15 protein-coding genes are annotated in these 19,987 nt (G+C 72.6%); 8 read left to right on the top strand and 7 right to left on the bottom strand.

Features of this window, described 5'->3' with window-relative positions; genetic code table 11:
- Positions 1-12: 12 nt before the first annotated feature.
- Positions 13-513, bottom strand: coding sequence for a hypothetical protein (locus ACWEN6_RS07495; protein WP_452569426.1), 501 nt, complete (start codon positions 511-513; stop codon positions 13-15).
- A gap of 270 nt (positions 514-783) precedes the next feature.
- Here ACWEN6_RS07495 and ACWEN6_RS07490 point away from each other — a divergent pair, with 270 nt between their 5' ends.
- Complete coding sequence (locus ACWEN6_RS07490) at positions 784-1,179, top strand: CoA-binding protein (protein WP_452569425.1); 396 nt, start codon at positions 784-786, stop codon at positions 1,177-1,179.
- Between the two features lie 8 nt (positions 1,180-1,187).
- On the opposite strand, the gene lepB is transcribed toward ACWEN6_RS07490, so the two are convergent.
- The 4 genes from lepB to ACWEN6_RS07470 all read right to left on the bottom strand — a co-directional run bounded on the left by lepB (position 1,188) and on the right by ACWEN6_RS07470 (position 4,757).
- A complete protein-coding gene (lepB, locus tag ACWEN6_RS07485) occupies positions 1,188-1,697 on the bottom strand; it encodes a signal peptidase I (protein WP_452569424.1) in 510 nt (169 codons plus the stop codon).
- A 226-nt stretch (positions 1,698-1,923) separates the two neighbouring features.
- The gene (locus ACWEN6_RS07480) at positions 1,924-3,759 is read right to left on the bottom strand and encodes an ABC transporter ATP-binding protein (protein WP_452569423.1); all 1,836 of its coding nucleotides are present in this window, start codon (positions 3,757-3,759) and stop codon (positions 1,924-1,926) included.
- Positions 3,756-4,379 carry a peroxiredoxin family protein gene (locus ACWEN6_RS07475; RefSeq protein WP_452569422.1) on the bottom strand — a complete coding sequence of 208 codons (624 nt, stop codon included), beginning with the start codon at positions 4,377-4,379 and terminating at the stop codon, positions 3,756-3,758. The genes ACWEN6_RS07480 and ACWEN6_RS07475 overlap by 4 nt, the downstream gene beginning before the upstream one ends.
- Positions 4,380-4,592: 213 nt before the next feature.
- A complete protein-coding gene (locus ACWEN6_RS07470) occupies positions 4,593-4,757 on the bottom strand; it encodes a hypothetical protein (RefSeq protein WP_452569421.1) in 165 nt (54 codons plus the stop codon).
- 249 nt (positions 4,758-5,006) lie between these two features.
- Between ACWEN6_RS07470 and ACWEN6_RS07465 the strand changes: the two genes are divergently transcribed.
- From ACWEN6_RS07465 to ACWEN6_RS07450, 4 genes are all read left to right on the top strand, one after another.
- A complete protein-coding gene (locus ACWEN6_RS07465; RefSeq protein WP_452569420.1) occupies positions 5,007-7,862 on the top strand; it encodes an AfsR/SARP family transcriptional regulator in 2,856 nt (951 codons plus the stop codon).
- A gap of 65 nt (positions 7,863-7,927) precedes the next feature.
- Positions 7,928-8,647 carry a hypothetical protein gene (locus ACWEN6_RS07460; protein ID WP_452569419.1) on the top strand — a complete coding sequence of 240 codons (720 nt, stop codon included), beginning with the start codon at positions 7,928-7,930 and terminating at the stop codon, positions 8,645-8,647.
- Between the two features lie 16 nt (positions 8,648-8,663).
- Positions 8,664-9,335 carry a response regulator transcription factor gene (locus tag ACWEN6_RS07455; RefSeq protein ID WP_452569418.1) on the top strand — a complete coding sequence of 224 codons (672 nt, stop codon included), beginning with the start codon at positions 8,664-8,666 and terminating at the stop codon, positions 9,333-9,335.
- A complete protein-coding gene (locus ACWEN6_RS07450) occupies positions 9,332-10,390 on the top strand; it encodes a HAMP domain-containing sensor histidine kinase (RefSeq protein ID WP_452569417.1) in 1,059 nt (352 codons plus the stop codon). Before ACWEN6_RS07455 ends, ACWEN6_RS07450 begins: the two co-directional genes overlap by 4 nt.
- Positions 10,391-10,494: 104 nt before the next feature.
- On the opposite strand, the gene ACWEN6_RS07445 is transcribed toward ACWEN6_RS07450, so the two are convergent.
- Positions 10,495-11,835 (bottom strand): FAD-dependent oxidoreductase, encoded by a 1,341-nt coding sequence (locus ACWEN6_RS07445; protein ID WP_452569416.1) that lies wholly within the window; start codon positions 11,833-11,835, stop codon positions 10,495-10,497.
- Positions 11,836-11,936: 101 nt separating this feature from the next.
- Between ACWEN6_RS07445 and ACWEN6_RS07440 the strand changes: the two genes are divergently transcribed.
- The 3 genes from ACWEN6_RS07440 (at position 11,937) to aceE (ending at position 16,257) form a co-directional block, all read left to right on the top strand.
- Positions 11,937-12,428, top strand: coding sequence for a MarR family transcriptional regulator (locus ACWEN6_RS07440; protein ID WP_452569415.1), 492 nt, complete (start codon positions 11,937-11,939; stop codon positions 12,426-12,428).
- Between the two features lie 192 nt (positions 12,429-12,620).
- Positions 12,621-13,259: a GntR family transcriptional regulator gene (locus ACWEN6_RS07435; protein WP_354915058.1), complete on the top strand. Its 639-nt coding sequence runs from the start codon at positions 12,621-12,623 to the stop codon at positions 13,257-13,259.
- A gap of 328 nt (positions 13,260-13,587) precedes the next feature.
- Complete coding sequence (aceE, locus tag ACWEN6_RS07430) at positions 13,588-16,257, top strand: pyruvate dehydrogenase (acetyl-transferring), homodimeric type (RefSeq protein ID WP_452569414.1); 2,670 nt, start codon at positions 13,588-13,590, stop codon at positions 16,255-16,257.
- An 81-nt stretch (positions 16,258-16,338) separates the two neighbouring features.
- Here the strand turns inward: aceE and ACWEN6_RS07425 are convergent, their stop codons facing one another.
- Positions 16,339-19,464: a glycosyl hydrolase family 95 catalytic domain-containing protein gene (locus ACWEN6_RS07425; protein ID WP_452569413.1), complete on the bottom strand. Its 3,126-nt coding sequence runs from the start codon at positions 19,462-19,464 to the stop codon at positions 16,339-16,341.
- Positions 19,465-19,987 lie beyond the last annotated feature (523 nt).

The raw sequence follows: 19,987 nt of genomic DNA, 5'->3' as shown, positions 1-19,987 counted from the left end.
CGCCGCCGAGGGCTAGCTCACGCGGAACCAGGCTCTGATCATGACCGGGGCGCGGACCATGCCGTGGTAGTAGGTCGAACGGAAGGCGTAGAGCTCCACCCGGCGGTGGTCGACCTCGCCGGTCACGGCGAGTCCGCGCCGGCCGGGGCCGGCCTCTCGCTGGGCTTCCTCTTCGGGAATGGGCGTCCAGAGGGGCTTGCGGAAGCCGCGCAGGGCCTCCTCCAGCGAGGAGGACGCCAGATCGACTCTCACCCACGGGCCGCCGCTCTCGGGCGGGCCGCAACCGTCCTCGAACCCGAAGTCCTCGGCGGTCACGGACGGCAGGTGCGGGGCGAGCGCCTGGGCCAGCCTCCTGTTGTCGGCCGCGCTCTGGGCGACGCATCGCGGGTCCGGTTCCTCCCGCACGATGTCGTACACGGGCTTGAGTTCGGCGAAGATCAGGGCACCGGCGACGACGGCGCCGCTCAGCACCGCGGCGATGAGGAGGTACAGGCTCCGCCCGCGCAGACCCATCTGCCGCCTCTCTCCGTCGCGCCGGACGCCACCGGCGGGCAAGGGTTCGCGTCCCGCGAAGGCCACCGGCGGGCGAGGGGGACCCGGCCCCGCGAACCCCACCGGACGGCGGGGCGTCGCGTCCGTGTCGCCGGACAGTCTCGCCCATCTTCGGCGAGGCCACAACGCCGACGCCCATCGGGGATCCGGTCCACCTGCGCCTTCTCCGGGACGGGAAGCGGAGGCCGGGTCCCGGCGTTGACGCACGACGTGGACGATCGTTTCGCGGATGTGGATGTCATCAGAAGGCTGCTCGGCGAGTCCGAGACGTGGGCGTTCGTCGGGCTCGGCGACGACCCGTCGCGGACGGCCTACGAGCAGGCGCGGCTGCTCCAGACCAGGGGCAAGCGGATCTTCCCGGTTTACCCGGCGGCCAGGACCGTGCTGGGTGAGCAGGGATACGCGTCACTGGCCGAGGTGCCGGTCAAGGTGGACGTCGTCGGGGTGTACCGGCGGTCGGAGTTCGCCGGGCAGGCGGTGGACGAGGCGATCGCGGCGGGCGCCGGAGCGGTCTGGCTCCCGCTCGGCGTGGTCGACGAGGCCGCCGCCCAGCGCGCCCTCGACGCCGGGCTCGACGTCGTCATGAACCGCTGCCCGGGAGTGGAGTGGGCCCTGCGCCGCGGGTGAACGTCCCCTCACTCGGTGGGGACGGCGACGGCTTCGTCGTGGGAGGTCTCGCGGCCGCCGAGGCGGCGGATCGCCACGCCGATGAGGCGGTCGCCGGACACCGGTCCGTAGTGCCGCGAGTCCCAGCTGGTGGCGCGGTTGTCGCCCAGGACGACGAGCGATCCGGGCGGCACCACCGTGCCGGCCATGTGGTGGACGTCGGGCTGCTCCCATTCGTCGGGCACCCGTTCGCCGGGCACGGCCACGGCCCGTTTGATGAGGAGCGCGCCGTCCCGTCCGGGTACGGAGTCTTCGTCGTGCGCCGCGACGGAGGAGCCGGAAGGCGCGGAGTAGCGGAAGACGACGACCTGGCCGGCGCGGACGCGTTTGGTCCTGCGGACGAGCAGGCGGTCGCCGGGGCGCAGCGTCGGCTCCATGCTCGTGCCGTGGACGGTCGTGGCCAGGAAGCCCCGCCGCACCCAGAGCGCCGCCAGGCCGGCGGCGGGCAGCACCACGGCGAGACAGAGGACGAGCGTCATGGCGCCTCCTCACCTCCGGCGGCGACAGATGCCGGTGTCATCAGCGCCTCCCCGTGTCCGGGGACCCGACCGCGCCCCTCCCGTGTCCGGGGACCCGACCGCGCCCCTCCCGTGTCCGGGGACCCGACCGCGTCCCTCCCGTGTCCGGGGACCCGACCGCGTCCCTCCCGTGTCCAGGGACCCGACCGCGCCCCTCCCCGTGTCCGGGCGGGCGGGAGCGCGGGCCTCACCAGGTCCCCTGGTAGCCGGTGGCCTGGAGGCGGAACAGGCGGGCGTAGCCGCCGCCTGCGGCCAGCAGCACGTCGTGCGAGCCGTGTTCGGTGATCCGCCCCTCTTCCAGGACCGCGATGTAGTCGGCGTCGCGGACGGCGCTGAGCCGATGGGAGATCAGCAGGCTGGTGCGGCCCTCGCGGTAGGCACGCATGCGGGTGTGGATCTCGTGCTCGGCCTCCGGGTCCAGGCCGGAGCTCGGTTCGTCGAGGATCATCAGGTCCCTGCCGTCCCGTACGAACGCGCGCGCCAGCGCGAGGCGCTGCCACTGCCCGCCGGAGGGGACGATGCCGGTCGCCGGGCCGTCCTCGTCCTCGCCCATCATGAAGGTGCGGGTGAGGGGCGTGTCGTATCCGCGAGGCAGCCCGGCGAGCGTGTCGTGCAGCCCGGCGAGCGCGGCCGCCTCCCTGACGCGCCTGGGGTCGTCCCGCGCGCTCAGGTCACCGAGGCCGATGTTGTCGCGGGCCGTCATGTCGTAGTTCATGTGGTTCTGGAACACGGCGCTGATCCGCTCGCGCAGGGCGGCCGGAGGAATGTCGCGCAGGTCCGTTCCGTCCCACAGGATCCGCCCTCGGGTCGGGTCGTACATCCGGCACAGCAGCTTGACCAGCGTGCTCTTTCCCGCGCCGTTCAGCCCGACGAGCGCGACGGCGCACCCGTGCGGGATGGTCAGGTTCACCCCACGCAGGACCCAGGGATGGTCGTCGCTGTACCGGAACCACACGTCCCGAAGTTCCACGCCCTTCCGCAGCCGCGGCGCCCGCCCCCGTTCGGCGCGCGGCAGGTCCGGTTCGGCCGTGACGACGGCGACATAGTGGGCGAAGGCGAGCAGCCGCGCCTGCCACCCGGAGAGGGACGAGCTCAGCGCGCCCAGGGCGGACTGCACACCGGTGACGGCCGCGAGGAACATGGCGATGTCGCCGATGCCGAGTTCGCCGCGCCGCGTGGCGCCGACCGCCCACCACAGGCCGATCCCGCCCACCATGGCACTCACCGCCGTCAGGCCCGCCTGGGTGCGCAGTTCGCGCAGGTCCATGCGCCGGATCGCCGCGTTCGCCGACCGGCGTTCGTCGGTCATCCGGGCGCGCAGGAACGCGCCGATGCCGAACAGGCGGATCTCGGTGGCCGCGGCGACTCCGGTGAGCAACTGGCTGTAGAAGAACTCCCGCCGGTAGTACCGTTCGACGCTCCACTCCGTGCCCGCCCGGCTCCGGGAGAGATACAGCTCGGCGACGAGCGCGGGCAGGGCCGCCAGGACCACCACGGCGGTCATCACCGGGCTGAGGACCAGCATGGACGCCACGAAGCCGACGAGGGAGAGCGCGCCGCCCAGGCCGTTGCCGATGCCGTCCACCAGTTCGGCGATGCGCCCGGTCGCCCCCTGGGCCAGTCTGAGCCGGTCCTGGAACGCCGGGTCCTCGAAGGCGCGCAGGCCGACCTGGCGTTCGGTCGCCGCGAACAGCCGCTCGGTGGCGGCCAGGTTGGCGGACCGGCCGACGTGCGCCCTGAGGTAGCGCAGCGCCACCGGCAGGGCGGCGGCCCCCAGCCCGGTGGCGACCAGCCCGAGTGCCGGCCCGGCGACCGCGCCGTACGGGGTCGCCAGCCCGTCGAGCACCAGCTTGGTCAGCCAGGCGGCGGCGACCGGAGCGGCGGCCGCGAGGAGGGTGAGCAGCAGGACGCCCGTCACGTCGGCGGGCGCCGACCGCCAGATGAGCGAGAGGGCCTGCGCGACGGAGGCCCGCAGGTGCCGCGCGCCGATGTGCCGCGGGTCCGCGTCCGGGGCGGCGCTCACCCGCGCCCCTTGCCCGCGAGCCCGGCGACGTCCGCCGCGCCCGCGCCGGGAGCCGCGCCCGCGCCGGGAGCCGCGCCCGCGCCGGGAGCCGCGTTCGCGCCGTCGTCGCGCCGGATCGGGAGGGGCAGCTCCTCCATCCGGGTGCCCACGGCGGCGATCCGGTGGTCCTCGCCGATCAGGTACAGCATGGGGGTCCAGGTGTTCTGGAACGCGCGCGCCACCGGCCCGCCGTCGCGCTCGGCCACGACGACCCGGGCGACCGGGCCGAGGGCCCGCAGCGCCGCCTCGTCGGCACCGCCGAGCACCGCCAGCACGTTCTCGCGGCCGAGCTCTCGCGCACGTTCGGCGAACCTCGGCAGCAGCGTGTGGCAGGGCTCGCACCCGGAGGAGAAGAACCCCACCAGCCCGGTCAGCGTCGCGGAGGACACCGGTTCGCCGTCCGTCGTCACGGCGGTGAACGTGCCGGCGGCGGCGCCCGGCCCCAGCGCGGACGGCGCCCCGGCGGGCCCGCTCGTCAGCGTGGCCTGCGCCCGCATCCGGCGCAGGATGCCGAGCGTGAGCGCCAGGTTCAGCAGGCACAGCGCGCCGAGCAGCACCACGGCGGCGGCCAGGTAGGTCATCGGGAACTCCTCGTGAACAGGTCGACGACGACGTCGAACGAGATGATCAGGACCGCTCCGACGAGGCCCGGCCGGCAGGCCGAGCACGGTGACGGCCATCAGCGCGCCGTTGCGAACGAGGTGACGAGGCCCGGCGGGCGCGCCGGAGGCGCCGAGGCACCGGCCGGGCGGCGGCGTGGGGCCGCCACCGCCCGGCGTCGTCACGGCGACCGGTCAGCAGGGGCCGACGTAGGTCCAGTGGCAGCCGGTCTGGGCGCAGCACTCGCGCCACCACAGGCCCGGGTGGCCGCCGGCGTTGCAGACGTCGCGGTAGTCGCAGGCGGAAACGGTGGCCTTCGGGACGATCCGGTCGATCATCCGGTCGATGAGACGGCTCATGCTTTCTCCTTCGCGTTCTGGACCGGATCGCCGATCACGCTGCTCGGACGTTCCGGTCCGTACCTCGCCCCGTGAACCCGTTGACACGGGGTGATCACCGGGTTCAGCATCGGCCAAGAAAGTGGCCAAAACCCTGCAACTTTCTCAATCACCAGGTCAGTGCGTGAGCAGGCGAAACCGGGGCTACGGGGGATCGACGTGGAGTTACGGATGCTGGGCCCGCTGGAGTTATGGTCGGGGAGCGGGCCGGTGGATCTCGGACCTCCGCGGCAGCGGACCGTCTGGGCGGCGGTGGCGGTGGACGCGCCACGGCCGGTGCCGGTGGAGACCATGGTCGACCGGGTGTGGGGCGAGGCTCCGCCGGAGCGGGCCCGCCACGCGCTGCACGTCTACCTGGCCCGCATCCGGCGGGTTCTGGAACAGGTGAGCCTCGGCGAGGACGGGCCGGCCAGGCTCGGACGCCGCAGCGGCGGCTACGCGCTGGAGGTCGATCCCGACAGCATCGACGTGCACCGCTTCCGGCGCCTGGTCGGACAGGCCAGAGACGGGCGGTGCACGGGGGCCGAGGAGGCGGGGCTGCTGCGGCGGGCCCTCGGCCTGTGGCGGGGCACTCCCCTGGGCGGCATCGACGGCGACTGGGCGGACCGCGTACGGCAGGCGTGGCACCAGCAGCACCTGGACGCGGCGGTGCGCTGGGCGCAGGCGGAGCTGCGCCTGGGTGAGGCCGCCGCGGTCATCGGCCCGCTCGCCGACCTGCTGCTGGAGAACCCTCTGGCGGAACCGCTGGTCAGCGCGCTGATGCGCGCTCTGCACGCCACCGGGCGCGTCCCGGAGGCCCTGGACTGTTACGCCGCCTTCCGGCGGCGGCTGGCCGACCAGCTCGGCCTGGATCCGGGGGACGAACTACGGGAGCTGCACCGGGCGATCCTGCACGGGAACGCCGGCGAGGCGGGTGCGGCGCCCGCGCCGCCGCGACCCGCCGTGGTCGGCGCCGCTCCACCGGCGACGCCCGCAGGCGCCGCGAGTCCGGGTGGTCCGGGGAGCCCCGCGAGTCCGGGCGGCCCGGCGGCGGACCTCAGGTACACCCCACCGGCGCAACTGCCCCTGGACGTTCGCGGGTTCACCGGGCGCGGCACCGAGCTCGCCGCGCTCGACGCGGTGCTCGCCCACGCCGCCGACCAGCCGACCGCGGTCCTCATCGCGACGCTGTCGGGGACGGCGGGCGTGGGCAAGACGGCGCTGGCGGTGCACTGGGCCCACCGGGTCGCCGCCCGGTTCCCCGACGGCCAGCTCTACGTCAACCTGCGTGGGTTCGGCCCCGACGGGACGGTGATGACGCCGGCCGAGGCGCTCGGCGGGTTCCTGCACGCCCTGGCCGTGCCGGTCGCGAGCCTGCCGCCCGACGTGGACGCGCAGACCGCGCTGTACCGCAGCCTGCTCGCCCGGCGGCGCATGCTGGTGGTGCTGGACAACGCCCGCGACGCCGAGCAGGTGCGGCCGCTGCTGCCCGGGGCGCCCGGCAGCCTGGTGCTGGTGACCAGCCGCGCCCAGCTCACCAGCCTGGTCGCCGTCGAAGGCGCCCATCCGCTCGCCGTGGACCCGCCGGACGCCGCCGAGGCGCGGCGGCTGCTCGCGCGCCGCCTGGGCCCCGAACGCGCCGCCGCCGAACCCGAGGCGATGGACGACATCATCACCTGGTGCGCGCGGCTGCCGCTGGCGCTGGCGATCGTGGCCGCGCGGGCCGCCGGGCGTCCGGCCTTCCCGCTGGCCGTGTTCGCCGACGAGCTGCGCGACGAGCGCGGGCGGCTCGACCTGCTCAGCGCCGGTGACGAGGCCGGCGAGGTCCGGGCGGTGCTGTCCTGGTCGTACCGCACGCTGAGCCCCGCCGCGGCGCGCATGTTCCGCCTGCTCGGGCTGAGCGCGGGGGCCGACATCGCCACGGCGGCCGCGGCGAGCCTCGCCGGCCTCACCCCGGGCAAGGCGCGCGCCCTGCTGGCCGAACTGGCCCTGGCGGGGCTGGCCGTCGAGCACCGGCCGGGCCGGTTCACCTCGCACGACCTGCTCCGCGCGTACAGCGCCGAACTCGCCCGGCAGGACGACGCTCCCGAGGGGTACGCGGCGACGCGGCGGCTGCTCGACCATTACCTGCACACCGCGCAGGCGGCGGCCATGTCGCTCAACCCGCACCGCGACCCGGTGGTGGTGGCCGAGCCCGGACCGGGAGTGACCCGCGGCGAGGTGCCGGACGCCGAGCGGGCGGCGCGATGGTTCACCGCCGAGCACCAGAACCTGCTCGCGGCCGTGCGGCACGCCTACCGGTCGGGCCTGGACGTCCATGCCTGGCAGCTCGCCTGGACCGTGGCGGAGTTCCTGGAGCGCCGCGGGCACTGGACCGACCGCATGGCCGTCCAGGGCGTGGCGCTGGAGGCGACCAGGCGTCTGGGCGACCGGTCCGGCCAGATCCGAGTGCTCCGCGTCCTCGGCACCGCCTGCGCGCAGCTCGGCCGGTTCGGCGAGGCGCGGGCCCACCTCGGGGAGGCGCTGGAGCTGGCCGCGAGCCACGGCGACGACGGCGTCCGCGCCAACGTGCACATCAGCCTCGCGCTGGCCCTGGAGGGGCAGGGCGACTACCGCACGGCGCTGGAGCACGCCTCGCAGGCCCTGCTGCTGTTCCGGTCGGCGGGCCACGTCACCGGGCAGGCCAACGCCCTCAACATGATTTGCTGGTGCCGCACCCGGCTGGGCGACTACGCCGAAGCGCTCGCCGCGGGCGAACAGGGGCTCGTCCTGCAGCGGCAGATCGGTTCGCGGTACGGCCAGGCGGGCACGCTGGACAGCATCGGCTACGCCCGCCACCATCTCGGCCACCACGACCAGGCGGTCGACTGCTTCGAGCAGGCCCTCGCCCTGTTCCGCGAGCTCGGCGCCCGCTCGTTCCAGGCCGCCGCCCTGACCCACCTCGGCGACACGCACGCCGCGGCGGGCGACCCCGACCGGGCGCGCGAGCGGTGGCGCTCCGCGCTGACGATCCTCGACGAGCTCAACGACGCCGACGCCGCGGCACTGCGCGAACGCATCCGCCACTTCGGCAGCGCGACCGCCTGAGACGCGCCGGGGCCCGCCGGGTCCGTTCACATCAGGTTCGCAGGGACGTCCGTACGGTCGCTCGCATGAACAAGTCGTGTGTCACATCACTGGCGGTCGCGGTGGTGGCCCTGTGCGTGGCGTGTGGCGCTCATCTGAGCATGCCGGGAGGCGGATCCGCCACGCCCGCCGCGGCCGGCGCCGACCGGACGGGCGCGGCGGGCGCGGCGGGCGCGGCGGGCGCGGCGGCTATGGTCGGAACCTACGCGCTGGACACGGGAGGTCGGTTCGACGTGAGCGCGACCGGCGGCCGGCTCGTGATCTCGGCGAGGGGCGCGGACGCCGTCGCGGCGCTGTTCCCGCCCCGAGGTGTTCCCGCCGCCGAGCTGCGGGCGAACGAGCGGCGCGTGCTGGCGCTGCTCAACGGGCGTACGAAGCAAGGGCGCGAAGAGCGCGCGGGCATCGAGCGGGCGTTCGGGCCGATCAGCGGTCTCACGCTCGGCGGAACGGCCGCCATCGGCGGTGACGTGCGCACGTATGTCGCCATCACCGCGAGGGACAGGGTGCTGACCGGCTGGTACTCGGTGAACGAGGAGGGCGGCGTCCGGGCGGCGGAGCTCCCCTCCGGGCCACCGGCGCTGACGCTGGCCCCGTCCGGCGACGGTCGTCACCACCCGGACGGTCCCACCGGCGCCGCCCCGCAGGTGACCGTGGAGGTCGAGGCGGGTCGCCTCACCATCTCCGGACCGGCAGGGGCCACCAGCGCCCGCCCCACCAGGGCGGCGACCCCGCCGGCAGCCGGGTGAGCTGGGGGGACCGGTCATGCGCATCCTGCTGCTGGAGGACGACCCCGACCTGGCGGAGGTCGTCGCGCTCGGCCTGCGCAACGAGTCGTACGCCGTCGACGTCGTCGGCACCCGCGTCGGTGCCGAGGAGGCGCTCGGGACGACCGAGTACGACGTCGCCTGCCTGGACCTCGGCCTGCCCGACGGCGACGGGCTGACCCTGGTCCGCCGCCTGGCCGGAGACCCGGGCCTGCACCGGCCCGGACGCCTGCTCATCCTGACCGCGCGCGACGCCGTCGCCGACCGGGTCGCCGGGCTCGACGCCGGGGCCGACGACTACCTCGTCAAGCCGTTCCACTTCGCCGAGCTGGTCGCCCGGCTCCGCGCTCTGGCGCGCCGTGGCGACCAGCACGGCTCGACGCTGCGCGTGGGCGAGCTGGCACTGGACCTCACCGCGCACCGCGCGTGGCGGTCCGGAGCCGAGCTGCGCCTGACCGCCCGGGAGTTCTCCTTGCTGCGGTACTTCATGCGCCACCCCGGCCGGGTGCTGTCGGCCGAGGACCTGCTGGAGCACGTGTGGGACGCCAACGCCGACCCCTTCACCTCCTCGGTGCGGGTGATCCTGAGCCGGCTGCGCAGGAAGCTGGGCGAGCCGCCGCCCATCGTGACGATCACCGGCGCCGGCTACCGGCTGACGGACCCCGCGTGACCCGCGCGCGCGGATCGCTGCGGGTGCGGCTGGCGGCCCTGGGATTCCTGGCGATCTACGTGCCGGTGCTGCTGCTGTTCGGCGTGATCCTGCTGACCGACGACGAGACGGCCGCGAACGCGGTCAACGGCGTCGAGACGATCAGGCGCACCTCCGTCCACCACTCCGCGTGGGTCACCTGGACGATCGTCGCGCTCGGCCCGGCCGCCGCCGGCCTGGCCTGGTGGTGGGCGGGCCGGGCGGTGCGTCCCATCGAGCGCGTGCGCGAGGTCGCCGAGGACATCGAGGGCACCGACCTCGGCCTGCGCATCGGGCTGGACCACGGCCCGGCCGAGGTCGTGTCGCTCGCGGCGAGTTTCGACGCGATGCTCGACCGGCTGCAGCTCGCCGCCGAGACGCAAAGGCGGCTCGTCGAGGAGACCAGCCACGAACTGCGCACGCCGCTGTCGGTGCTGATGACCAACACCGAGGTACTCCTGGCCCACCCGGCCCCCACCGTCGAGGTGTACCGGCAGGGCCTCGAACGGTCCCGGAAGGCGATCGCCCGGCTGGAGACGACGATCGGCGAGCTCCTCGTCGAGGCCCGCGGAAGGGCACGGGTCATCGAACGGCGCCCCGCCGACCTGACGGCCATCGTCCGGGACGTCCTGGACGAGGCGCGGGTGCCGGCGGCGGCGAAGGGCATCTCCCTGGAGCTGACCGGCCCGCCGTCCGCCGCCTGCTCGGTCGACGGACCCACCGTGCGACGGGCGGTCGCGAACCTGGTGGACAACGCGGTCAGATACGCCCCCGCCGGCTCGGCCGTCGAAGTGGACGTCGCGCTCACCAGGCCGATGGCCGTGGTCACCGTCACCGACCACGGCCCGGGCATCCCCGCCGACCAGCGCGAGCGCGTCTTCGAACGCTTCTGGCGCGGCCGCAGCGACCTTCCCGGCACCGGCCTCGGCCTCCCCATCGCCCTCCAGATCGCCCAAGCCCACGGCGGCACCCTCACCGTCCACTCCCCCACCCCTGCGGGCAGCGGCAGCGCCTTCCGCCTGACCCTCCACCGCTGAACCCGGCCGTATCTCAAAGCGCCGTTCCCCCGCGACGGCGCGGAGGGGCCAGCGGCCTTCCGGCGAGGCGGCGCGAAACTCCGTCCGCCGCTCCCCGCACCGCCTCAGAGGGCGGGGGCTTCGTCGCCGCCCCGGTAGGTGTGCAGGTCGGTGAGGAACTTCTCCCGCAGGGGCGGGATGCGGCTGCTGAGGAAGAAGTACGTGCGGGTCAGGGCGAGGACGGCGCGGCCGATCACGGGTCTGTGGAGGGGGTCGTGGCCGCTGGTGCCGTTCTGGGCCAGCGAGTCGGCCACCCGGGCGAAGCCGTAGGGGATCATCTCGGCCTCGTAGGCGCGGAGGGCGTCCAGCAGCGGTTTGGCGGCGTTGTGCGCGGCGGTCAGTTCCCGGCACAGCAGGGAGGCATCACGCAGGGCGGTGTTGGCGCCGACGCCGTGGCCGGGGGTCATGGTGTGGATCGCGTCGCCGAGCAGGGTCACCGTGGTGGTCTCCCATGGCTCGACGGGAACCGAGGTGCGAATCTTGATCGGGAAGCAGCTCCCGGGGTCCGCCAGGGCGAACAGCCTGCGCATGTCCGGATGCCAGCCGGTGGTCATGCCGAGGGTCAGCCGCATCAGCTCCTCGCCGCGCATCTCCATGACGTTCCCGGGGAACCTGCCGGCCGCGGCGGAGAAGCCCCAGTTGATGTAGTCGCGGGTGTTGTCGTACAGCAGGCCGGGCCGGCGCTCGATGAGATCGGCGTCGTTCCCGCCGACGCCGGTCCCGGCGGTGTCGTGCCGGTCGAACTCCATGACGTGCCAGACGCAGAACCCGCCCTTGGGGGCGAAGACAAGGGAGATGCCGTGGAACGCCTCGCGTGGCAGCAGGGCCCGGGTCTCCTCGTTGACGGGGACCTTGGCCGAGATCGCGATGACTCCGGCGTCCTTCACCTCGGCGTGCGGGAGGTACTGCCGGCGGACCCGGGAGTTGGTGCCGTCCGCGGCGACGAGCACGTCACCGGTGGCGGAGGTGCCATCGGCGAAATGGGCGGTGACCGTGCCGTCGGCGTGCCGTTCGTAGTGGGTGAAGGTCTTGCCGAACCGGACGACGTCCTCCATGCCGGTGAGGAGCACCCGGCGGAGGGTCATCCGGGACACCGACCGCTCGCTGTTCACCGGGTCGGTGTCCTGGCGAAGCGGGAAGGACGCGGTCCGCTTCAGGTGCTCGGTGAACACGTTGAAGTACCTGGGCGGTCGCGCGCAGGTGGCGGCGAAGGCGTCGAACAGATCGGGCGGCAGGCATTCCTTCAGCGCGCGGTTGCCGGTGGGGTCGATGCCGACTCGGTAGCCGTGCAGGCCGTCGGCGCGCGTGCGGTCGCGCTCGTACACCTCCACCGGGACGCCGGCGCGTTTCAGGCCGTGGGCGAGGCACATTCCGCCCGTACCGGCCCCAATAATGATCACCTTCATGAGACGCTCTCCTCCGGCAACGAACAGGCGGGCAGTGTTCCTTGGACGTCGACTATCTTGATGTTCAAGGGGAATATTAGCTTGATAGTCGAGGTACTTGAATGTCAAGGGAAAATCCGGACCGTCTGAGAGAGCGGCTCGGCGCGGAGTCGCAGGCGCACCAGTCGGCCGTCGACGCGCTGGACGACGCGGCGGCCGCCTGCCTGGGCGTCAACCGCACCGACCTGCGCTGCCTGGAGTACCTGATGCAGCGGGAGATGGCGGCGCCCAGCGAGCTGGGCTCGGCCCTCGGGCTCACCACGGGCAGCGTCACCGCGATGCTCGACCGGCTGGAGAGGCTCGGCTACCTGACCCGCTCCCCCGATCCCACCGACCGCCGCAAGGTCGTCGTACGGGTGACACCTGACGCGACGCGCCGAGGCCGCGACATCTACGGGCCGATCGCCGAGGAGGGCGCCCGGTCCATCGCGGCCTCCTACACCGCCGACGAGCTGGAGCTGATCATCGGCTTCCTCGCCGGCTCGCGGGAGCTGTACGAACGGCATCTGGACCGCGTCCGCGGCATGCCCCAGGCCGGGCGGCGCGTCCGTTGACCCGGCGCCGGCGGCGGGCCGGCGGCGCACGGTGCGGCTCGCGCCTGGCCAGGGGGGCGGGGCGTACTAGTCTTTTGGGCAGATGACCGCTCACCGATCCCCATCGGCCGGGCCGCCGGTACGGACGCCGGCGCGACGGTGCGAGTCCCGGGCACACGGACCGGGCGGGCGGCGATCTTCCAAGGAGCACTCATGGCCTCGCCCGTCGTCCACTCGCTGCGCGAGCAGATCCGCGAGTACATCGTGGAGGGCATCGTCAGTGGACGCTGGAAGCCGGGCGAGCGCATCGTCGAACGGCGGGTCGCCGTCGAGCTCGAGGTCAGCCAGACCCCCGTCCGGGAGGCGCTGCGGGAGCTGGAGGGGCTGCGGCTGATCGAGTCGGCGCCGAACAAGGGGGTCCGGGTGCGCGACCTCACCGTGGCGGACCTGGAGGAGATCTATCCGGTGCGGGCGGGGCTGGAGCAGATCGCCGCCGAGTTGGCCGCGCCGCGGCTGGGCGAGGACGTCTCGGTCCTCGAGCCGCAGGTGGCCGCGCTGTACGAGGCCGACCGCGGGCGCGACGCGGAGGCCCAGGTGCGCCACACGGTCGCCTTCCACCGGGAGCTGGTGCGGGCCTCGGGGAACGCCGTCCTGCTGCACACCTGGGAGTCGCTCGGCATCGAGGTGTGGACCGCGCTCTCCATCCGCTGGCTGGGCACCCACCAGCAGTCCTACGCGGAGGAGCACGAGGCGGTCGTCGCGGCCTTCCGGCGGCGCGATCCGGGGGTGGGCCGGCTGGTCAAGGAGCACGTCCTGGCCTGCGCGCCGCGCCGCCCCTCCCCTGGGGACTGAGGCCCGTCCCCGACGGCGGCGGCCGCCGGCACGGCCGGGACCGTGACACCGAACTCAGACGCCGCATCATGACACCAGACCTGGACACCGAGTTGTGACACCGAACCCAGACGCCGCACCGTGACGCCGGAGCCCCGCGCCGGGCGGCGATGGTAAATATCGCTTTCCTTTCGTTTAGCGAAAAATGGACCCCCTGTTTTGATCGATCATCGATCAGTCGTACAGTGGTCCGCGAGCTCACCTGCTCCTCCGCCCTGTCCGGCCGGCAGGGCCCTTTCTCACCGTCTCGTCCTCCACCGAGGTGCGGGCCACTTGGAAGGCGACCCCCATGAGCGATCCCCTGCGTGACCAGCGGAGCCCTCTCGACCAGCTCCCCGACCGCGACGCGGAGGAGACCGCCGAGTGGGCGGCCTCACTGGACGCCGTCACCGAGGCCGCCGGGCCCAGCCGCGCCGCCTACCTCCTGCGCCGCACGCTCGAGCACGGCGAGCGGGCCGGTCTCGCGCTGCCGCATCTGCTGGAGACCGACTACCTCAACACGATCCCCACGGCGGCCGAGCCGGAGTTCCCCGGCGACGAAGCCATGGAACGGCGGATCACCGCCTGGAACCGCTGGAACGCGGCCGCCATGGTGACCCGGGGCAGCCGCCTGGGCCTCGGCGGCCACATCGCCACCTTCGCCTCCGCCGCGTGGCTCTACGAGACCGGTTTCCAGCACTTCTTCCGCGGCAAGGAGGCCGACGGCTCGGGCGACCAGCTCTTCATCCAGGGCCACGCCTCCCCCGGCATCTACGCCCGGGCCTTCCTCGACGGACGGCTCACCGAGGAGCACCTCGACCGCTTCCGGCGGGAGACGGGCGGCGACGGCCTGCCCTCCTACCCCCATCCCCGCCGGCTGCCGTGGCTGTGGGAGTTCCCGACCGTCTCGATGGGTCTGGGTTCGCTGGCGGCGATCTACCAGGCGCGGTTCAACCGCTATCTGCAGCACCGCGGCATCAAGGACACCTCCGGCTCGCACGTGTGGGCGTTCCTCGGCGACGGCGAGATGGACGAGCCCGAGTCGACCGCGGCGCTCGCCCTGGCCGGGCGCGAAGGGCTCGACAACCTCACCTTCGTGATCAACTGCAACCTGCAGCGGCTGGACGGGCCGGTACGCGCCAACTTCAAGATCGTCCAGGAGCTGGAGGCCCAGTTCCGCGCGGCGGGCTGGAACGTGGTCAAGTCCCTCTGGGGCTCGGCCTGGGACGAGCTGTTCGCGCTGGACACCACCGGCGCGCTCGTACGCCGGCTGCGCGAGGTGCCCGACGGCCAGTTCCAGACGTACGCGACCCGTGAGCCCGCCTACATCCGCGAGCACTTCTTCGGCGCCGAGCCCGCCCTTGCCGAGATGGCGAAGGTGCTGACCGACGCGAAGATCGCCGAGTGCTTCCGCACCTCCCGGGCGGGCCACGAACCGCGCAAGGTGTACGCCGCCTACCGCGCCGCGGTCGAGCACCGCGGCGCGCCCACCGTGATCCTCGCCCAGACGGTCAAGGGCTACACCCTCGGCGCCGGCTTCGAGTCGCGCAACGCCAACCACCAGATGAAGAAGCTGACCGGCAAGCAGTTCCGCGAGATGCGCGATCTACTCGAACTGCCCATCCCCGACAGCAAGCTGGACGAAGAGGTGGTCCCCTACGTCCACCCGGGCGCCGACTCTCCGGAGGTGCGCTACCTCCAGGAGCGCCGGGCCGCCCTGGGCGGCCCCGCCCCGGCCCGCAGGGTCCACGCGGTGGCGTTGCCCGAGCCGGCGGCCAAGCCGTTCGAGGCCCTCGCCAAGGGGTCGGGCAGCCAGGAGATCGCGACGACGATGGCGTTCGTCCGCCTGGTCAAGGACCTCATGCGCGAGAAGGAGACCGGCAGGCGCTGGGTGCCGATCGTCCCGGACGAGGCGCGCACCTTCGGCATGGAGTCGCTGTTCCCGAGCGCCGGCATCTACTCCCCGCTCGGCCAGACCTACGATCCGGTCGACCGCGACATGCTCATGTACTACAAGGAGGCCGCGGACGGCCAGATCCTCAACGAGGGGATCACCGAGGCCGGCTCGATGGCGGACTTCACGGCGGCCTCCACCTCCTACGCCACCCACGGCGAGCCGATGATCCCGTTCTACATCTTCTACTCGATGTTCGGCTGGCAGCGCACGGCCGACCAGATGTGGGCGATGGCCGACCAGCTCGGCCGCGGTTTCCTCATCGGCGCGACGGCCGGCCGCACGACCATGACCGGCGAGGGCCTGCAGCACGCCGACGGCCACTCCCACCTGATCGCCTCCACCAACCCGGCGGCGCTGGCCTACGACCCGGCCTTCGCCTACGAGGTGGCAGTGATCGTCCGCGACGGCCTGCGCCGGATGTACGGGCCGGACGCGGAGGACGTGTTCTACTACCTGACGGTCTACAACGAGCCGAAGGTCCAGCCCGCCATGCCCGAGGGGGTGGAGGAGGGCATCCTCAAGGGGCTCTACCGCTTCCAGCAGGCGCCGAGCCTGGCCGAGGACGCCCCGCGCCTGCAGCTTCTCGCCTCCGGGACCGCCATTCACTGGATCCTCGAGGCCCAGCGGCTCCTCGCCGACGACTGGGGCGTGGCCGCCGACGTGTGGTCGGCCACCTCCTGGAGCGAACTGCGCCGCGACGCGCTGGCCTGCGACGAGGCGCAGCTCAGGGGCGAGGACCACCTTCCGTACGTCACCCGCGCGCTGGACGGCGCGCCCGGGCCGGTGCTGGCCGTCAGCGACTGGATGCGGGCCATCCCCGACCAGATCAGCCAGTGGGTGCGGCAGGACTGGCACTCGCTCGGCACCGACGGCTTCGGCCTGTCCGACACCCGCGAAGCGGCCCGCCGTCACTTCGGGGTCGACCCTGAGTCGATCGTGGTCGCGGCGCTCGCGGCGCTGACCCGGCGCGGCGAGGTCAAGCCGGAGACCGTCCAGGAGGCCCGCGCCCGCTACGGGCTGTGACGCGGGGCGGCTCGCGCCGGTCGGGGCGACCGTCCCGCCGGCCGGGGCCGGCCGGCGGGACGGTCGCGGAGGCAGGGCGGGTCAGGTCGTCACCAGGTCGAAGGACTCCCAGGCGCCGACGGCGTCGCGGTTGGCGATGAGGGGGGCGGCTCCGCCGTTGTCGGCGCAGACGTACCTGCCGTTGGCCTGGGCGCGCAGGCTGATGGTGCCGTCGGAGTTGGCCACCTGCTGGAAGGTCTCCCACGGGCCGATGGCGTCCCGGTCGGCGACGAGAGGGTCGGCGCCGCCGTTCTCGGCGGTGACGTACCGGTTGTTCGACCTGGCGCGCAGGGCGATGCCGCCGTTGCCGAGGTCCACGCGCTCGAACTGCTCGCCGGTGCCGGCGCTGGAGGCGCCCGCGATCAGCGGGGAGCCGTCCACGGCCGTCACGAACTTGCCGTTGGCGCGGGCGCGCAGGCTCACCGAGGGCGTCCCGCCGGCCTGGGTGCGGACGCGCAGGGCGTCGACCATGCCGACGGAGGTCGCCTTGTTGACGATCTTGATGGTGTGCTGCCCGTTGGACAGGCCGGTCTTGCTGTAGACGACCTGCTGTGCCTGGCGGGCACCCGCGGCGTACAGGGTGACGTTGGCCTGGAAGACGTTGTCGAGGTACACGTCCACGTTGCCCATGTCGCCGTTGCGCTCGGACAGGTAGTCGATGCCCGTGCCGGTGAAGGTGTACTGGGCGGTGGCGCCCACCGTGGTCGTGTGGTGGGTGTCGTCGTTGTAGTCGCCGTAGCCGCGGCCGGTGGTCTGGTACCAGTTCGCGTCATAGGTCAGCTCGGTGTCGTTGACCAGGCCGCCGCTCTGGCCGGGGGCGCCGAGGCCGAGGGTGGAGGCGGTGTTGCGCAGGGTCTTGACGCCCTGGTTGGCGGCGCCGGTGAGGCGGGCGGAGGTGTAGGAGCCGAGCGGCTTGGCGGTGCGCTCGACCACGTACACCGCGCCGGATGCGGTGGCGAAGGTGATCTCGGCGGCCGAGCTCGTCGTGATGACCGCGTTGTCGGAGGTCCGGCGGACGCGCATCTGCTGGCCGCTCCACGGGTTGACCACGGTGGCCTGCTTGCCGTAGAGGCTCTTCAGCCCGACGTACTTGGTCTCGCCCCCTTCGCGTTCGGAGCTGACCAGGAAGCCGTCCTTGGCGAGCAGCGTGAACTTCCCGGCGAAGGAGGAGTCACCCGGGACGGCCGGGAAGACCCGCACCTTGCCGTTGTAGCTCTGCAGCAGGGACTCGTTGAGCGCGGTGAGGTGGACGCCGAGGTACTCGAAGACGCCGTTGGTGTTGGCGGTCATGCCGTTGGGGTAGTTCTGGTACTTCTGCAGCATGGTCTTCATGCCGTTGTAGGCCTGGTCGCCGAGGCCCAGCCGGGCCGCCTGCACCGCGTCGTTGGACCAGACGTTGCCGTAGGGGAAGGGCCGCTGGTTCCAGGTGTTCACGGCGGTCTGGTAGTCGGGGTAGCCGATGCCGGTGAGGTCGTAGGGCCAGATCAGCTCGGCCGAGACGTTCTCGTTGTTGCGGGTCTGGGAGATCGGCGGCTGGTGCGGCTGGTAGGCGCCGTTGGAGACGACGTAGGGGGTCAGGTGGTCCACGACGTTCTGCCACCCGGCGCGCAGCCCGCCGTCCACGCCGAGCTGCTGGCTCACCTGGATGGTGAGCGGGAAGATGCCGCGCACGGCGGCCAGGTCGGTGATGGCGTTGCGGACGTTCCAGTACGTCTCGTGCGAGTTGGAGTTGGCCATGTAGTACGTGCCCGTGCCGCTGTCGTAGGACAGCATGGCCGAGTAGAACTTCGCGGTCTCGCGCATGAACGGGTAGGCCACGTCGCGCAGGTAGGTCGCGTCGTTGGTGTACCGGTACCGCATGTACATGCTGTAGGCGGCCTCGTACCCGGTGGACAGGATGTTCTTGGTGTAGTCGCTGCCGACGGTGCCGCGCGCGTTGCCGTCCCAGCCCATGGTCTCGGGCACCCACAGGCCGTCCACGCCGTACCGCGTCTGCGTGTAGGACTTCAGCGCGTTGTAGTTACGGCTGTAGAGGTTGTTGTGCCGGTCGACCAGCTCGGCGTGGTTGGCCGCCAGGAAGGACAGATACACGTCGCGCTGGTTCCAGTACCAGTAGGCGTTGCTCCACTTGGTGTTGTCCTGCGTGGCGCGGAAGACGCCGTTGATGAAGTGGGCCGGGTAGGTGCCGTAGCCGGCGGCGGCGATCATGTAGGTGGACAGGTAGTAGAGGTTCTCCAGGTAGTCGGCGTCGCCGGACAGGCCCGAGTACTGGACGAACGACCTGGCCCAGAACGCGTGCCACCAGTTGCGGTAGTTGTTCAGCGTGGTGGAGTACCCGGTCGACTTGACCGACGAGAGCTGGCTTCTGGCCTGAGTGACCGAGTCGCGGTTCGGCGCGTTGATCCGGCTGGCCGCGGTGAACCAGATCGTGTAGCTCGAGGACGGCGTGATGGTCAGCCGGACCGTCCGGGAGTCGACCACCTGGGTCGCGTACCCGGCGCCCTCGACCGTGGCGGCCAGCGTGTAGCCGAAGCCGTTGGGGTCGGCCTGCCCCCGGCTCAGGCCCGCGCCGGCGGCGTCGGCGAAGGTCGAGACGGTCTTCCAGGTGGTCAGGTCCGGGACGTCCGCGCTGTTGGTCACGGTCGCCGGATCCCACATGCTCAGCGTGAGGGCGATGCTGGAGACGCCGCCGCGCGTGTCGTCCACGTGGATGCCCATCACCTCGGAGTTCGGCGACCCGAGGACGGTGACGGTGCGGTTGGCGTCGTACTTGGTGACGAGCGTGCCGTCGTACAGCGAGAGCCGCTGCTGGAAGGTGGTGTAACCCGACTCCATGCTCGGGGTGGTCGCCAGGTTCACCAGCCCGGCCGCGTACGCGGACTGCTCGGACAGGTCCACGCCCGAGGTCTGCATGGTGAGGCCGTTCTGGCTCCAGGCCATGGCGCCGGTTCTGCCGTTCCCCACGGTCAGGCCGTACAGGGGGTTGGTGTTGGGCCGGTTGTAGACGACGTCGTGCTTGGCGAGGTAGCTCGCGTAGTCGACGTTCAGCGCCCCGGCCGTCTGGTCGAAGGCGGCGTCGGTCGTCGAGGCCGCCGCCGGCGCGGCCGGCGTCCCGGCGAGCAGGCCCGCGGCGAGCGCGAGCAGCGGCAGCGAACGTAGGAACCTCATCACCATGATCACCCTTTCTCGGTGTTCTCCTGGTGGTGGTCGCCGCCCCTCGTTTCCTCGGGTGGACGCATCGCGGCATGGTCGATCGTCACGCGGCCGGGTTCCGGCCGGTGATGGGGGGTGGTGGTGCGCGGTCAGGGGGAAGGATCGCAAGGTCGCCGGTGGGAGAGGCCCGGACGTGCACGCCGGTGATCGGCGACCGGCGATGCACGCCGCGGGCCTGTTCCACAGCGCGGCCCTGTGGAGGGGGTTTCCATGCGCCGCCTCGGCACCAGGCGGTGCACAGCCCCTCCCTCAGAACCGTTAGGCGCAGTTAACATCGGATGAATTTCCCCGTCAATAGGGTCTCGCGAGATTCGTGCATGCACATCCCGGACATGCCGTCCCATGCCACCACGCTTCCTGGGCGTTTTAGGGCTATAAATCCAAACAAGTAGGCGAACGTCCGGATTCAGAGAGATCCGATGTGTCTGGCTCGACTTTCGCCCGCCCCGACGCATCACCAGGCCGGTCCGTCGGCCGG

The organism is Sphaerisporangium sp. NPDC004334, assembly GCF_053602655.1.
The sequence above is the reverse complement of the archived record's forward strand: the minus strand, read 5'-3'. Positions and strand labels throughout refer to the sequence as shown.

Excerpts from the sequence above, each read along its gene's own strand:
- ACWEN6_RS07460 (WP_452569419.1), top strand. The coding sequence starts at position 7,928 with ATGAACAAGTCGTGTGTCACATCACTGGCGGTCGCGGTGGTGGCCCTG.
- ACWEN6_RS07440 (WP_452569415.1), top strand. The coding sequence starts at position 11,937 with ATGTCAAGGGAAAATCCGGACCGTCTGAGAGAGCGGCTCGGCGCGGAG.
- ACWEN6_RS07445 (WP_452569416.1), bottom strand. The coding sequence starts at position 11,835 with ATGAAGGTGATCATTATTGGGGCCGGTACGGGCGGAATGTGCCTCGCC.
- ACWEN6_RS07425 (WP_452569413.1), bottom strand. The coding sequence starts at position 19,464 with ATGAGGTTCCTACGTTCGCTGCCGCTGCTCGCGCTCGCCGCGGGCCTG.
- lepB (WP_452569424.1), bottom strand. The coding sequence starts at position 1,697 with ATGACGCTCGTCCTCTGTCTCGCCGTGGTGCTGCCCGCCGCCGGCCTG.
- ACWEN6_RS07455 (WP_452569418.1), top strand. The coding sequence starts at position 8,664 with ATGCGCATCCTGCTGCTGGAGGACGACCCCGACCTGGCGGAGGTCGTC.
- ACWEN6_RS07495 (WP_452569426.1), bottom strand. The coding sequence starts at position 513 with ATGGGTCTGCGCGGGCGGAGCCTGTACCTCCTCATCGCCGCGGTGCTG.
- ACWEN6_RS07475 (WP_452569422.1), bottom strand. The coding sequence starts at position 4,379 with ATGACCTACCTGGCCGCCGCCGTGGTGCTGCTCGGCGCGCTGTGCCTG.
- aceE (WP_452569414.1), top strand. The coding sequence starts at position 13,588 with ATGAGCGATCCCCTGCGTGACCAGCGGAGCCCTCTCGACCAGCTCCCC.
- ACWEN6_RS07435 (WP_354915058.1), top strand. The coding sequence starts at position 12,621 with ATGGCCTCGCCCGTCGTCCACTCGCTGCGCGAGCAGATCCGCGAGTAC.
- ACWEN6_RS07470 (WP_452569421.1), bottom strand. The coding sequence starts at position 4,757 with ATGAGCCGTCTCATCGACCGGATGATCGACCGGATCGTCCCGAAGGCC.